Consider the following 12,882-nt stretch of genomic DNA (forward strand, 5'->3'; position numbering starts at 1 on the left):
GGCGTGACGCGACCGAGTGCTCAGAAGCCTTCCAGCACCTCGCCGCCGGCGATCGTGCCGGCGCCGGCGAAGGTGTCCTCGTCGATCGATTCGGTGACGAACCGGACGCTGCCGTCGCCCAGCAGGACGTTCGCCCCGCCGGGGTGGTGGCTGGAGAGGTCCTCGGGGTGCTCGCCGGCGTTGGGGGAGTGGTCCGTCAGAGCCAGCACCCGGGCGAGCGCCTCTTCGCCGCCGGGCACCACGCCGGCCCAGCAGGAGGGGAAGATCTCCAGTTGCGGGCCGGTCGGGCGGTAGGCCTGCGTGACCCGCTCGCCGACCGCGACGGTCTGGGTGGTCCCGTCGCGGAGGTCGCGGAAGCGGGTGGCGCTGTTCTGATAGAACATGCCGTCGCCCTTCCGCTGGACGTTCTCGGCCCAGTCCTCCATGTCGTGCAAATCGGTGTAGCCGCCGAAGATCGCCGCGTAGTTGGAGGAGCCCAGCACGACGTGCTCCTCGCCGTGGTCGTGGTCCTCTTCTTCCTCGTCGTGGTGGCCGTGCCCCCCGAGCGCCAGCTCGAAGGTCTCCGGACCGTCGTCGGAGGGGCAGCGGAACATCGCCAGCGGGTGGGCGATCAGTTCGAGGTTGCTGCCCTCGCCGACGGCGTGTTCGTGGTCGTCGTGGTCGTGATCCTCGTGCTCCTCGTCGTCGATCAGCAGATGCTCGAAATCGAGCGACCGGTGCAGCGGTTCCTGGTCGAGTTCCGGCAGCAGGAACGCGGCCCAGCCGAAGCCGTTGTTGCCGTCCAGGTGGTGCCGGCCGGCGGCGTCCACGGCGAGGAAGCCCGGCGGGAAGGCGTTCGCCCGGCTGTGGTAGTTGTGCAGGGCGAGGCCGATCTGCTTGAGGTTGTTGGTGCACTGGGCCCGGCGGGCGGCCTCGCGGGCCTGCTGCACCGCGGGCAAGAGCAGGCTGACCAGGATCGCAATGATCGCGATCACGACGAGCAGTTCGATGAGCGTGAAGCCCCGCCGCGTCGGGCGGGGGAACGTGGGACGAATCATGGGTGGAAGAGAAGCTCCGCCGGGCGGGAGCGGGGCGCGCGCTCCGATCGGAGCGGGAACGCCGCCGCACGCACGCCGCCGGGCAGCGGGGAACGCGGGAACCGGCGCGCGACGGCGCCGGAGAGAGGGGAGGGGCGGGTCGCGTCAGACCCGTGGCGGTCCCCGCGCGTGCTTCGTCCGCAGAAAGACGGCCCGACGGTCCGGCGCCGCGGGGGCGGTCGGCGTCGGCCGGGCGGCGCCGAGGTCGCACACGGCCGGCGCCGTCACCGGCGTCGCGGGCGTGGCGAGCAGCTCGCAGACCGGGCAGAAGTGACGCCCGTCGTACGGGGCCTCGAAAGCCGGCGCGGTGCACGTCGCCGGCTGCTCCTCACGTTCCTGCCCCACGGGTTCGTGCCCGTGGTGTTCGTGCCCGTGGTGTTCGTGCCCGTGGTGTTCGTGCCCGGCGTGAGCGTGGCCGTGCCCGCAGCAGCCCGCCGCCTCCGTCGGGGCGTGATGGTGGTGGGCGTGGTCGTGTCCCGCGTGGTCGTGGTGGTGCCAGGCCGGGGCGGTAACGACGACGATCAGGTACGCTGCCAGCGCCCCCAGCGAGGTGACGCCGCGACGGCCGCCCCCGCGGAGGGCGTGCCGACTCCAGCCGAAGCGCAGGCCGCGGGCGAACCGGCGGGAGCCGGAACGGGCGGCGGCGGCGGTGCGGACCGGGGACACGGGGGGAAGTTTACCGTCGAGATCGGACGGAGCGGGGGCGGAGCGTCAGATTCTCGTACGTCGTAGGGCCGCGGCGTGTGGGATTCAATCTGAAACGCTCGCCGGCCGATGCCCTCGTTCGCCGCCGGACGGAACCGGCTCCCCCACCGCCACGGATGCGCCCCCGCATGACGGCTCCCCCCGAGTTCGCCCCCGACGCCCCCGCCACGGTCCCGTTCCGGCCGCCGCACGCAGCCCGGGCGGCGGGCGGGCCGCGGATTCTGGCGTTGATGAACCAGAAGGGCGGCGTCGGCAAAACGACCACCGCCGTGAACCTCGCCGCCGGCCTCGCCGAGGAGGGCGCCCGGGTGCTCCTGGTGGACCTCGACCCGCAGGGCCACGCCAGCCTGCACATGGGGCTGGAACCGGTCGGCAGCGAACCGACGGTCTACGACGTGTTCCGCGGCGATCTGGCGGTGGAGCGCTGCGTGCGTCCCGTCGACCGCACCCTGCACGTGCTCCCGGCGAACCTGGACCTCGCCGCCGCGGAGCTGGAACTGGTCGACGCTCCGAACCGGGAGACGGTCCTCCGCACCGCCCTCACCCGGCACAGCAATCAGGCGACCGCCGACGGCCTGGGGTACGACTTCATCCTGTTCGACTGCCCGCCGAGCCTCGGCGTGCTGACGATCAACGCCCTCGTCGCCGCGACCGAGGTGATCATCCCCCTCCAGCCGCACTTCTTCGCGCTGCAGGGCCTCTCGAAGCTGTTCCAGACCACGGCGCTGGTCGCTCGCCGGCTGAACCGCGGGCTGACCGTCTCCGGCGTGGCCCTCTGCCTGTACGAACGCGGCACCCGGCTGGCGGCGGACGTCTGCGAGGACCTGACGGCGTTCCTGGAGGAAGCCGATCCCAGCGCCCCCTGGGCGAACACGCAGATTTTCAGCACCCGCATCCGCCGGAACATCAAGCTGGCGGAGGCCCCCAGCTTCGGCCAGCCGATCTTCAAGTACGCCCGCGCCTGCCCCGGCGCCAAGGACTACGCCGCCCTCACCCGTGAGGTGCTGGCGATGAGCGGCGAGGCGGCGCTGCGGGCCGCTGCATAGCGGCAGGCGAGCGGTGGGCGTCAGCCCTCCGTGTGTTCGCAAGCGCCCGATGACACGGAGGGCTCACGCCCGCCGCTCGCCGTCATTCCCCGCCCGGCGGCCGCGTCATCAGCGCGTCGACCGTATCGGCGGCGGGTTTGTGCTCGAACAGTACGGCGTAGACCTCGCGGCAGACGGGCATCCGTACGCCGCGCTCCTCGGCCAGCGGGAGCACGCTGCGGACGGTGTTCACCCCCTCGGCGACTTTCGGCTGGTCCTCGGTCACGGCGCTCGCCGGCTCGCCGCGGCCCAGTCGTTCGCCGACGGCCCGGTTGCGGCCGTGCTGCGACACGCAACTGGTGATGAGGTCGCCGATCCCCGCCAGCCCGGCGAACGTCTGCGGGTCCGCTCCGAAGGCGGCCCCGAACCGGGCGATCTCCGCGGCCCCGCGGGTGATCAGGGCGCTCTTCGAATTGTCGCCCAGCCCCAGCCCGTCGCAGATGCCGGCGGCGACGGCGATCACGTTCTTCAACGCCCCGGCCAGCTCCACGCCGACGAGGTCGTCGTTCGTGTAGACGCGGAAGCGATCGGAGTTCATCAACCGCTGCACGGCCTCGGCGTCGCCGGGGGTGTCGGAGGCGGCGACGACGCTGGCCGGCAGCCGCTTCGCCGCCTCCTCGGCGTGACACGGCCCGCCCAGCGCCGTGACGGGCCGGTCCCCCAGCGTTTCGCGGACGATCTCCGAGGGGCGGCGGAAGGAACCGAACTCGATCCCCTTGACCACGCTCAGCGCCGGCACGCCCGCCGGCAACTGGGGGGCGAGGTCGGTCAGGCAATCGCGGAGGTACTTTGTCGGCACCGCGATTAGCAGGCGATCCGCCCCGTCGGCGGCCCGGGCTGCGTCGGCGGTGACCTCGAGGGAGTCCGGCAGCCGCACGCCGGGCAGCAGGCGGCGGTTCTCCCCTTTCCGCCAGATCGCTTCCGCGTGCTCCGGCGTGCGGGCCCACAGCCGCACACGGTGGCCGTTCTCCGCGATCAGCTTCGCGCAGCAGGTCCCCATTGCTCCGGCGCCGATCACGGCGACGGTTTCGAGCGGGGACGGAGCGGGGGGGGCGGTCACGGCATTCTCCGGCTGCGAGCAGAGCGGCGGGGACGGAACGGTAGGCGATTCCCCGCCGCGGAGCCCGCCCGGCGCCCGCACGAACCGCGAAACCCGCGGGGGGCGCCCGGGATCCCGGGGGCGCGGAGGGATTTTCCGCCCGTCCGGCCGCCCGGCGGCGTGGGGCGGGGCAGGGTTGAACCGTCCGCCCGCCCCGCCCCGCACCCGTTCGGTTCGGCCCCATGTCCGCCCTGCTCCAAGCCGCGACCGCCGCCCCGCGGCCCGTCTTCCCCGCGGCCGCCCTCCCCCGCGACCGGCGCCGCGACGACGGCGGCGCCCACTCCGGGACGGAGCGCCGCCAGTTCGGCTCCTCCCACAACACCGGCCGCCCGGAGGTGGACGAACTCGCCGCCGCCGTCGACCGCTACAAGCTGGAGAACCGCCGCCGGTTCATCACCTACGCGGAGCTGTACGACGTGATGATTTCGCTGGGCTACGAACGGCCGTAGGCCGCAGGCCGTTCCCCAGAGCGGGACCCGATGCCTCGACGCGGCGGCGTCCTGCCGCCGTCCGTGAGCGGAGCGAGCGGGAGTTTGAGAACGGCCCTCGCGGACGCGTCGGGTTCGTGACGGTTCGGTCCCTCGGCTCCCGTTGACCGGGGCGGTGTGTGAAATCTACAACGCCGCCCCGCGAACGCTTCGCGGGCGAAGGACCGCGCGTTTCGAGAGCCACGGATGACCGCACCGGCCGCCCTGTTGCTCGCCGCGCTCGCTGCCGGACCGACCGCGTTCGCCGAGCCGTCGGCGCCCGGTCCCGTCGTGCCCGAGACGCTGACGGGCCTCGCCGCGACGCCGCCGGCGCCCCTCGTCGTCCCCCTCGCCCCGACCCCGCCGGCGGAGGCGCACCGCACGCCGGTTGTCCGCGGGCAATCGCCCGGCGCCTGGGGGCCCGCGGCGCCGGTTGGCCCCACCTACGGGGGGACGCCCGGCGGCGGGTACGGCTACGGGGGGACGCCCGGCGGCGGGTACGGCTACGGGGGGATGCCCGGCGGCGGGTACGGCTACGGGCAGCCGGTCGGTCCGTCGCCCTCCTTCGGCCCCACCACGCCGGTCGGGCCGGAGTACGCCCCGCCGCAGTTTCAGGAGACGTACGGCGTCAACGGGCCGCAGCCCTACGACTTCGCCCCGGAGTTCCGCTTCGACGCCGGCTACATCTTCCCCGCCGCGGCCGAGGGCCGGGCGGACGATCTGGCGGTGACGGAACTGGATTTTCAGTACGAAGCCGATTCGCCGGGGCCGTTCGGGGGCGTGTTCACCGTCGCCCCGGCGTACCGGCTGCGGTTGCTGGACGGGCCGTCGGCGAACGTGGCCGCCGGCCAGCCGCGACTGCCGGGGGCGCTGCACCGGCTGGGCAGCGACTTCTCCCTGATGACGCCGAAGTACGGCGGGCTCAGCGCGACGGTCGGCTTCTCCCCGACGATTAACAGCGACTTCGAAGACAGCCTCACCGAGGCCGCCCGCCAGTACGACGGCCGCGCGGCGCTGTTCTACGACGTCGCCCCGGACCTCACGCTGGTCGCGGGGGCGAAGTACTACGACCGCGTGGACGACCTGATCCTGCCGTGGGCCGGGTTCGTCTGGCGGCCCGGCGACCGCTGGGAGATCCGGGCGCTCTTCCCGGAGCCGCGGGTGGAGTACTTCTACGGCCCGGTCTGGGGGAAACCGATGTGGATCTACGCCGAGGGCCAGTTCACCCGGGAGTCGTGGCAGTTCTCGCCGGACGTGCCGGGGGGGCCGGCGATCGACGAGGTGCAGTTCGACGATCTGCGGCTGATCGTCGGCGCCCGCAAGGAGCAGGGCTGGGGCCGCACCTTCCTGGAGGCCGGCGTCGTCTTCGACCGGGAGGTGTCGTTCAAAAAGCAGCCGGACCAGAACTTCGAGGTGGGCGAATCGCTGATCCTCCGCGGCGGCGTGCGGTTCTGAGCCCCGGTGAACCGCTCTCTTCAGGAGAGCGGCTAACGATCGCGAATCCCGCTATGGTTCGAGCCCGTCCCGTTCCGCAGGAGTCGCCATGTCCACCGCCGCCGTGATCCTCGCCGCCGGGAAGGGCACCCGGATGAACAGCGAACTGCCCAAGGTCGCCCACGAGGCGGCCGGCAAACCGCTCGTCCGGCACGTGGTGGACGCCGCCCGGGCGGCCGGCTGCGACAAGCTGATCGTCGTCGTCGGCTACGGCGGCGACTTCGTGAAGGGCCTGCTGACGAACGAGCCCGGCGTGGAGTTCGCCATCCAGACCGAACAGAAGGGCACCGGCCACGCCGTGCTGATGGCGGAGCCGAACCTCCGCGACCACGCCGGCCCGGTACTGGTGCTCTACGGCGATATGCCGCTGGTGACGCCCTCCAGCCTGAAAGCCCTGCTGGACGCCCGGGAGAGCGCCGACGCGGCCTGCGTCGTCGGCTCCGCCGTCACGGAAAACAACAAAGGCCTCGGCCGGGTGATCCGGGACGCCGACGGGACCTTCCTCCGCATCGTGGAGGAGAAGGACGCGAACGACGAGGAGCGGGCCGTCACCGAAATCAATACCGGCTGCTACGCCTTCGCCGGCCCGGCGCTGCTCAGTTCGCTGGCCGAACTGTCGCCGAACAACGCCCAGGGCGAATACTACCTCACCGACTGCCCCGCCATTCTGAAGGCCCGCGGCGAAACCGTCACCGCCGAAGCCGCCCTCACGATCGAGGAAGCGCTGGGCGTCAACACCCCGGAGCAATTGGCCGAGGTCGAGCGGGTCCTCGCCGGCCGGTAGTCAAGAAATCCCAAGCGACAAGAAACAAGAACCAAAGGCTCCGCGTCGGAGCGTCTTTGGTTCTTGCCTCTTGGGATTTGGAGTCGTCCGCCGCAGGCGGGGCTCAGTCGTCCTCGTCCTTGGCCTTCTTCTTCTTCTTGCGGCCGGCGACGGTGCGAACGATGCGGACCTTGGGCAGGCCGATCGGGCTCTGGCCTTCTTCCCACCGTTCGATGGCCTGCAGGCGGAGGATGCGTTCCTCACGGCTGTAGACGTTCCGCGCCCGGACGAGGCGGCTTTTCCGGCGGAGGCTTTTGTCGAGGGACATGACGACGGGCCGCGAGGGGCGAACGGCGGTACGAGGATCGGCCCCGCAGCTTAGACCTTCGCCGCCCGCCCCGCAACGGCGCCGCGGGGGGCGGGTTCGGATCGGTACGTATTGACAGACGTGAACGCGTCCTCAATGGACGCGCGTTCGGTGGACCGGCGTTCGCCGGGCGATTTCCCTAAGTCCCGATCTGACAAGGGACTGGGCAAGCGCGATTGCGCCCCGTACGCTATCCTTTCCCATCGCGCCAGCCGCGCCAAATCGTGAGATCGCGCCAGTCGCGCCGACGACCGCCCGGGCCGGCGGGTCGCTCGTCGCCTTCGTGCGTCGCTCGCCCCGTCGCCGTTCGGCCCCCTGTCGCACCGTCCCCGTTCGGATCGTCCCCGGATGAACTGCCCGTTCTGCCGCGATAACGACACCAAAGTCATCGACTCTCGCCCGTCCGGCCCGGAGGCGATTCGTCGGCGGCGGGAATGCCTGGGCTGCGGCAAGCGGTTCACGACCTACGAAAAGATCGAGGCGACTCCGCTGCGGGTCATCAAACGGGATCACACCCGCGAGCCGTTCGACCGGGAAAAGGTGCGGGCCGGCGTGCTGATGGCCTGCCGGAAACGGCCCGTGACGCTCGCCCAGATCGACGCGCTCATCGCCGATCTGGAGGCGGAACTGCTCGAGGACTTCGACCGCGGCGACGTGCCGAGCCAGTTCATCGGCGATCAGGTCTTGGACGCCCTGAAAGAATTGGACGACGTGGCCGCCGTCCGCTTCGCCAGCGTGCTGCACGGCTACGAAGACGCCCGGGACTTCACCCAGAGCCTCGAATTGATGCGGCGGAGCCGCTGATCCCCGCCGCCCGACTCGACCGCGGCGTCGGGGCGGTGTTGCCGGGGGCGTGAAACGGTCGATGCTGACGGGGTGAACGATTTGCCCGCCCACCCCGTCGACGCCGCGTTCGCCGAACGCGACCCGTTTGCGGACGCCCGCGCCGTCCGCGAACTGACCTGGAGCGATCACCCCGCCCAGCGGCACCCGTGGTCGCTGGCGTTCCTCGCCGCCGCCACGCTGACGGTGGCCGTCGGCGCCGTGGAGATCTTCGACTCCAAGTGGGCCGGCGTCGCGGCCGCGGTCGCCGCGGCCGTGGTCTTTCGCGGGTTCCTGCTGAAAACGACCTTCACGCTGGACGACTCCGGCGCCGAGGCCCGCGGCCCGCTGGGAGCCCACGTGCTGTCTTGGTCCGAGGTGAAACGCTTCCAGCACGACCCGGCCGGCGGCACCTTCAGCACGGCGGCGCGGCCGGGCCTGTGGGACAAGCTGACGGCGATGCGGGTCTCCTTCCCCCACAGCGGCGCCCGCCGGGACGTGGTGCGGTTCGTGCTTCCCCGCCTCTCGCCCGGCACGCCGGTGGTGGAAGAGGAGGAGTAGCGGGGCGATATCGAAGCTCTCGGGGCGATGCTCTGCGTCGCCCCGCCTGGGCCGCGGAGCGGCCGGACGCTCCGCGTCCTGTGCGTGCCGACGCAGAGCGTCGGGACGAGTGACGTACCCTCACCCCGCCGCGGCGAGCGGGGCGGCGGCTTCTTCCTCCGCCCGCTCCGGCCCGCCGGGGACCAGCCGCAGCACGCTCGTGCCGCTGAGCAGGTCGGCGTCGTGGGCCAGTTTGTCGGCCCAGCGACGGCTCAGCCGGCAGCGGACCGTCACGCGGTCGCCGGCCTCGGCCCAGTCCTCGCCGTGCACGTCGGCGTGCTCCTGCAGGAAGGAGAGCAGCCGGCCGTTCGCCGGGGTCGTGTCCACCGCGGCCTCGACGTACCCGCCGGCGAGACGCCGGGCGACGGCTTCCGCCAAGTCCTCCAGCCCCTCGCCCTCGGTCGCGGAGACGATCACGGCCTCCGGGTGATCGTGGATCAGGCCGTCGAGGATGCTGCGATCGTTGGCCCGGGCGGCGTCCGCCTTGTTGAGGACCAGCAGCATGTTGTCGGTCGGCACGCCGATCTCCTCGAGCACCTCGTAAACCGTCTCGATGTGCTCCTCGGCCTCCGGGTCGCTGCTGTCCACGACGTGCAACAACAGGTCGGCCCGGCGGGCCTCCTCCAGCGTGCTGCGGAACGAGGCGACGAGGTGGTGCGGCAGATCGCGGACGAAGCCGACCGTGTCGCTCAGCAGCACGGTGTCGAAGTCCGGAATCGTCCAGCGCCGGGTGCGGGTGTCGAGCGTGGCGAACAGCTTGTCGGCGACGTAGACGTCGGAGCCGGTCAGGGCCCGCGTCAGCGTGCTCTTGCCGGCGTTCGTGTAGCCGACCATGCCGACGGTCGTTTGCAGCTCGGTCCGGCGGTCGGCCTCCCGCTCGCGACGGGACTCGATCTCGGCGAGTTTCTTCTTCAACTCCGCGATCCGCTTCTCGACCAGCCGGCGGTCGGTTTCCAGCTGCTTTTCGCCCGGGCCGCGGCCGGAACCGATGCCGCCCTCGATGCGTTCGAGGTGGGTCCACAGCCGTTTCAGGCGGGGCTTGAAGTAGAGGAGCTGGGCCAGTTCGACCTGGAGCTTCGCCTCGTGGGTCTGAGCCGTGCCGGCGAAGATGTCGAGGATCAGCTCGGAGCGGTCGACGATGACCGATTCCGTCGCCTTCTCCAGATTACGGCCCTGGGCCGGGGAAAGGTTGTTGTCGAACAGGATGAGGTGCGCGCCGGTCGATTTGACCAGCGCGGCCAGCTCCTCAACCTTGCCGGTGCCGAAGCAGAGGCCGGGGTGGGGGTGTTCGCGGGACTGAACCAGTTCGCCGACGACTTTGACGCCGGCGGTCTTGGCGAGGCCCTTCAGTTCGTCCAGCCGGCGGTCCCGTCCGCCGGCCCCCTGGCGGGCGTCGTCGGGGCTGTAGACTCCGCAAAGCACCGCCTTGCGGGCGCGGACGCGGAGATCGTTCCGTTTCGGATCAGACAAGCGGCGGTTTCAGTTCGGATAGAATCAGGGAACGCGGCCATTCTACGGTCCGCGGACTCGCCGGACACGGGAGAACGCCGATGCGTTCGCTCGGGAACGTGAGTCGCTCTCGTGACGAGCGCGGCTCACCGACGATTCCCGCAGCGGCCCGCGCAGAGAAACGGCCCGGTCGCCGAGGGGGCGAGCCGGGCCGGTGCGGTGAACGCGGGGGGGAATGGGTCGGCAGGCGGGATGGGTCGAGGGGCGGCGCCGAATCGCCCCACCGGTCTCAGTGACGCCCCGCGGTTCCCTCGAAACCGTGATGCGGAGCGTCGGGTGTCACTCTCCGCCGAAACAGAAAGCAGGGGGCGTGCCAGTTGCGGTCGAAAAAAGGGGGGCGTGACGGAAGTCATTGCGGGGTCGGGGGATCTGGGTTCAAGTCGCCGTGGGGGCGAACCGGCGGGGGCGCTGCGATTGTCGATCTTGCAAGCCGCCGGCCGTGAGGGGACGGCGAAGATCGGCCCGCGGCGGCGGTGATCCGCCCGCTGGCGGCGCCCGTTCCGGGGGGGCGGGGGATACAATCTGTGGTCCCGGCCTCATTGGAAGACTCGTCATGCGCTCCCGATTGCTCGCCGCCGCCCTGCTGCTCACGGGACTGGGGGCCGGAACCGCCGTCGCCCGGGCTCAGGAGGCGGAGGCGGCCTCCGCGGCGGAGGAACCGTCCGCCCCGCCCGCGGCGTTGGTGAAGGTCGGCAGCCCCGTGGACGAGGCGGTCGTCGGCACGGTGCAGAACGCGGCCCTCAAACTCCAACGGCAGGCCGAGGACGCCGGGCAGCGCGGCGTGCTGGTGCTCGAACTCACCCCCGGGTCCAGCCGCTTCGGCCCGGTGCGGGACCTCGCCCAGTTCCTCACCTCGCCGGAACTGGCGAACGTCCGCACCGTCGCCTGGGTGCCGGAAAGCGTCGACGGCAACAACGCGATCGTCGCCCTGGCCGCGGAGGAGATCGTGCTGCACCCGGACGCCGAACTGGGCGACCTGGGCCGCGGCCGGGCGTTGGAGCCGGCCGACGAGGCGTTCGTGCTGGCGTTGGCGGAAAAGCGGCACAACCGGCTGATCTCCCCGGCGCTGGTCCGCGGGCTGGCGGACCCGGGGCAGGCCGTGTTGAAGGTCACGTTGGGCGAGGGGGCGAACGCGGAGACCCGCCTCGTCACCCCGGACGAATTGAAGGAACTCCGCGAGACCGCCCCCGGCGACGTGCAGGTGGACCGCATTAAAGAGGAGGGCGTGCCCGGCCGCTTCAGCGGGGAACGGGCCCGGGCGCTGGGGGTCCTCGCCGCCGCCACCGCCCAGACGCGGGCCGACGTGGCCAAGCTGTACGATTTGCCCACGCTCCGCACCGCCGCGGCGTCCGGCGGCGTGCCGGAGGTCGCCTACATCCGCATCGACGAGGCGATCGAGCCGATCATCGGCGAGTTCGTCAAACGGCAGATCGACCGCAGCGTCGCCCGCGGGGCGAACCTGATCGTGTTCGAACTGACCAGCCGCAGCGGCTCGCTGGTGACGGCCCAGGACCTGGCCACGCGGATCGCGACGCTGTCCGAGCGAAACGTGCACACCGTCGCCTTCGTCCCGCAGGAGGCCTTCGGCACCGCGGCGATGGTCGCGCTGGCCTGCGACGAGTTGTACATGGAGCCGGGCTCCCGCATCGGCCGCGTCGGCTCCCTGACCGACGCCGAGGGGGAGGCCGCCGCCGAGGACGTGGCCCTCGCCCGGCAGGAGTTGAAGTTCCTCGCCGAGCAGAAGGGCCGCCCGCCGGCGATCGCCGAGGCGCTGGCCGACCCGGCGCTGGAGGTCTTCGCCGTCACCAACGCCCGCACCGGCCGGGAGTGGTACCTGACCGACGCGGAGATCCACGCCCAGGGCGACGAGTGGCGCCGCGGGGCCGTCGTGCCGGAGACCCGCGGCGGCGAGCCGGTCGTCCTCACCGCCGACCGGGCCGAGGAGCTGGGCCTCGCCCGCCCGCCGGTCGCCGATTTGGACGAACTCAAGCAGCGGCTCGGCGTCCCGGCCGACGTAAAGCTGAACCCGGTCGGCAAGACCTGGATGGACACCCTCGTGTTCGTGCTGAACACGAACGCGGCGGTCTGGTTCCTGCTGTTCGCCGGGGCGGCGTTGTTGTACCTCGAACTGCACTTCTTCACCGGCATCCTGGGAATCCTGTCGGTCACCTGCTTCGCCCTGTTTTTCTGGAGCCAGTTCCTCGGCGGGACCGCCGGCTGGCTGGAGATCACGCTGGCCCTGCTGGGGCTGGCCTGCTTGGCGCTGGAAGCGTTCGTGATCCCCGGGTTCGGGGTATTCGGCGTCACCGGCGGCCTGTTGGTGCTGGCGTCGCTCGTGATGGCGATGCAGACCTTCGGCGTGGGCTTCTCCACGGACCGGATGGCGACGTCGCTGGCCACGGTGGTCGCGGCGTTGGGCGGGGTGATCGTGTTCGGAGTGGTCTCCAACCGCTTTCTGCCGCGGATGCCGCTGTTCAATCAGATGATCCTCGCCCCGCCGGGTATGGAGACGGCCGGCCCGGCTCTGCGGCCGGATCTGTTGGAAGAGGTGGAGGGCCCCGTCGGCCCGCGGGTCGGCGACGAGGGCGTGACCCGCACCGCCCTGCGGCCCAGCGGCAAGGCGGAGATCGGCGGCGACTACCTGGACGTCGTCAGCGACGGCCCCTTCGTCGACCCCGACACCCCAATCCGCATCACCAAGTTGGAAGGCCCGCGGATCTTCGTGCGGGCGGTGTGACGTGGGGCCCGCAGACAGGGTCTCCCCTCGCCCCCTTTGGGGGGAGAGGGGCCGGGGGTGAGGGGGCAGCGGCGCCCGATTGCCGTTTACCGTCCGTTCGCTCACCCGCCAGACGGCCTGCAGCGGTTCCTCCGCAGGCGGAGCGTCCCGGACCCTTC

12 protein-coding genes are annotated in these 12,882 nt (G+C 71.7%); 7 read left to right on the forward strand and 5 right to left on the reverse strand.

Going from position 1 to position 12,882, the window contains the following annotated elements; genetic code table 11:
- Positions 1 to 20: 20 nt before the first annotated feature.
- Together ACG2DA_RS17670 and ACG2DA_RS17675 are read right to left on the reverse strand one after the other, a co-directional pair.
- A complete protein-coding gene (locus ACG2DA_RS17670) occupies positions 21 to 1,037 on the reverse strand; it encodes a DUF1559 domain-containing protein (protein ID WP_395257236.1) in 1,017 nt (338 codons plus the stop codon).
- A gap of 144 nt (positions 1,038 to 1,181) precedes the next feature.
- Positions 1,182 to 1,742 carry a hypothetical protein gene (locus tag ACG2DA_RS17675; protein WP_395257238.1) on the reverse strand — a complete coding sequence of 187 codons (561 nt, stop codon included), beginning with the start codon at positions 1,740 to 1,742 and terminating at the stop codon, positions 1,182 to 1,184.
- A gap of 167 nt (positions 1,743 to 1,909) precedes the next feature.
- Here ACG2DA_RS17675 and ACG2DA_RS17680 point away from each other — a divergent pair, with 167 nt between their 5' ends.
- The gene (locus ACG2DA_RS17680) at positions 1,910 to 2,827 is read left to right on the forward strand and encodes a ParA family protein (protein WP_395257240.1); all 918 of its coding nucleotides are present in this window, start codon (positions 1,910 to 1,912) and stop codon (positions 2,825 to 2,827) included.
- 82 nt (positions 2,828 to 2,909) lie between these two features.
- Here the strand turns inward: ACG2DA_RS17680 and ACG2DA_RS17685 are convergent, their stop codons facing one another.
- Positions 2,910 to 3,926, reverse strand: coding sequence for an NAD(P)H-dependent glycerol-3-phosphate dehydrogenase (locus ACG2DA_RS17685; RefSeq protein ID WP_395257242.1), 1,017 nt, complete (start codon positions 3,924 to 3,926; stop codon positions 2,910 to 2,912).
- 221 nt (positions 3,927 to 4,147) lie between these two features.
- Here ACG2DA_RS17685 and ACG2DA_RS17690 point away from each other — a divergent pair, with 221 nt between their 5' ends.
- The 3 genes from ACG2DA_RS17690 (at position 4,148) to ACG2DA_RS17700 (ending at position 6,710) form a co-directional block, all read left to right on the forward strand.
- On the forward strand, positions 4,148 to 4,414 hold the full coding sequence (locus tag ACG2DA_RS17690) for a hypothetical protein (RefSeq protein WP_395257244.1): 267 nt from the start codon (positions 4,148 to 4,150) through the stop codon (positions 4,412 to 4,414).
- A 225-nt stretch (positions 4,415 to 4,639) separates the two neighbouring features.
- Positions 4,640 to 5,887 carry a hypothetical protein gene (locus tag ACG2DA_RS17695; protein WP_395257246.1) on the forward strand — a complete coding sequence of 416 codons (1,248 nt, stop codon included), beginning with the start codon at positions 4,640 to 4,642 and terminating at the stop codon, positions 5,885 to 5,887.
- 88 nt (positions 5,888 to 5,975) lie between these two features.
- Positions 5,976 to 6,710 carry an NTP transferase domain-containing protein gene (locus ACG2DA_RS17700; RefSeq protein WP_395257248.1) on the forward strand — a complete coding sequence of 245 codons (735 nt, stop codon included), beginning with the start codon at positions 5,976 to 5,978 and terminating at the stop codon, positions 6,708 to 6,710.
- Positions 6,711 to 6,813: 103 nt separating this feature from the next.
- On the opposite strand, the gene ACG2DA_RS17705 is transcribed toward ACG2DA_RS17700, so the two are convergent.
- Positions 6,814 to 7,017: a small basic protein gene (locus tag ACG2DA_RS17705; RefSeq protein WP_395257250.1), complete on the reverse strand. Its 204-nt coding sequence runs from the start codon at positions 7,015 to 7,017 to the stop codon at positions 6,814 to 6,816.
- A 387-nt stretch (positions 7,018 to 7,404) separates the two neighbouring features.
- On the opposite strand from ACG2DA_RS17705, the gene nrdR reads away from it, so the two are divergent.
- On the forward strand, positions 7,405 to 7,860 hold the full coding sequence (nrdR, locus tag ACG2DA_RS17710) for a transcriptional regulator NrdR (RefSeq protein WP_395257252.1): 456 nt from the start codon (positions 7,405 to 7,407) through the stop codon (positions 7,858 to 7,860).
- A gap of 72 nt (positions 7,861 to 7,932) precedes the next feature.
- Entirely contained in the window at positions 7,933 to 8,439 is a 507-nt protein-coding gene (locus tag ACG2DA_RS17715) for a hypothetical protein (RefSeq protein ID WP_395257254.1), read from the forward strand.
- 120 nt (positions 8,440 to 8,559) lie between these two features.
- On the opposite strand, the gene hflX is transcribed toward ACG2DA_RS17715, so the two are convergent.
- Positions 8,560 to 9,948 (reverse strand): GTPase HflX, encoded by a 1,389-nt coding sequence (gene hflX / locus ACG2DA_RS17720; RefSeq protein ID WP_395257256.1) that lies wholly within the window; start codon positions 9,946 to 9,948, stop codon positions 8,560 to 8,562.
- A 592-nt stretch (positions 9,949 to 10,540) separates the two neighbouring features.
- Here hflX and ACG2DA_RS17725 point away from each other — a divergent pair.
- Positions 10,541 to 12,724, forward strand: coding sequence for an NfeD family protein (locus ACG2DA_RS17725; RefSeq protein ID WP_395257258.1), 2,184 nt, complete (start codon positions 10,541 to 10,543; stop codon positions 12,722 to 12,724).
- The last annotated feature ends 158 nt before the right edge of the window (positions 12,725 to 12,882 follow it).

Origin of the sequence: Alienimonas sp. DA493 (assembly GCF_043951915.1) — a bacterium.
GTDB lineage: Bacteria > Planctomycetota > Planctomycetia > Planctomycetales > Planctomycetaceae > Alienimonas.

Excerpts from the sequence above, each read along its gene's own strand:
- ACG2DA_RS17705 (WP_395257250.1), bottom strand. The coding sequence starts at position 7,017 with ATGTCCCTCGACAAAAGCCTCCGCCGGAAAAGCCGCCTCGTCCGGGCG.
- nrdR (WP_395257252.1), top strand. The coding sequence starts at position 7,405 with ATGAACTGCCCGTTCTGCCGCGATAACGACACCAAAGTCATCGACTCT.
- ACG2DA_RS17680 (WP_395257240.1), top strand. The coding sequence starts at position 1,910 with ATGACGGCTCCCCCCGAGTTCGCCCCCGACGCCCCCGCCACGGTCCCG.
- ACG2DA_RS17695 (WP_395257246.1), top strand. The coding sequence starts at position 4,640 with ATGACCGCACCGGCCGCCCTGTTGCTCGCCGCGCTCGCTGCCGGACCG.
- ACG2DA_RS17725 (WP_395257258.1), top strand. The coding sequence starts at position 10,541 with ATGCGCTCCCGATTGCTCGCCGCCGCCCTGCTGCTCACGGGACTGGGG.
- ACG2DA_RS17670 (WP_395257236.1), bottom strand. The coding sequence starts at position 1,037 with ATGATTCGTCCCACGTTCCCCCGCCCGACGCGGCGGGGCTTCACGCTC.
- ACG2DA_RS17700 (WP_395257248.1), top strand. The coding sequence starts at position 5,976 with ATGTCCACCGCCGCCGTGATCCTCGCCGCCGGGAAGGGCACCCGGATG.
- ACG2DA_RS17690 (WP_395257244.1), top strand. The coding sequence starts at position 4,148 with ATGTCCGCCCTGCTCCAAGCCGCGACCGCCGCCCCGCGGCCCGTCTTC.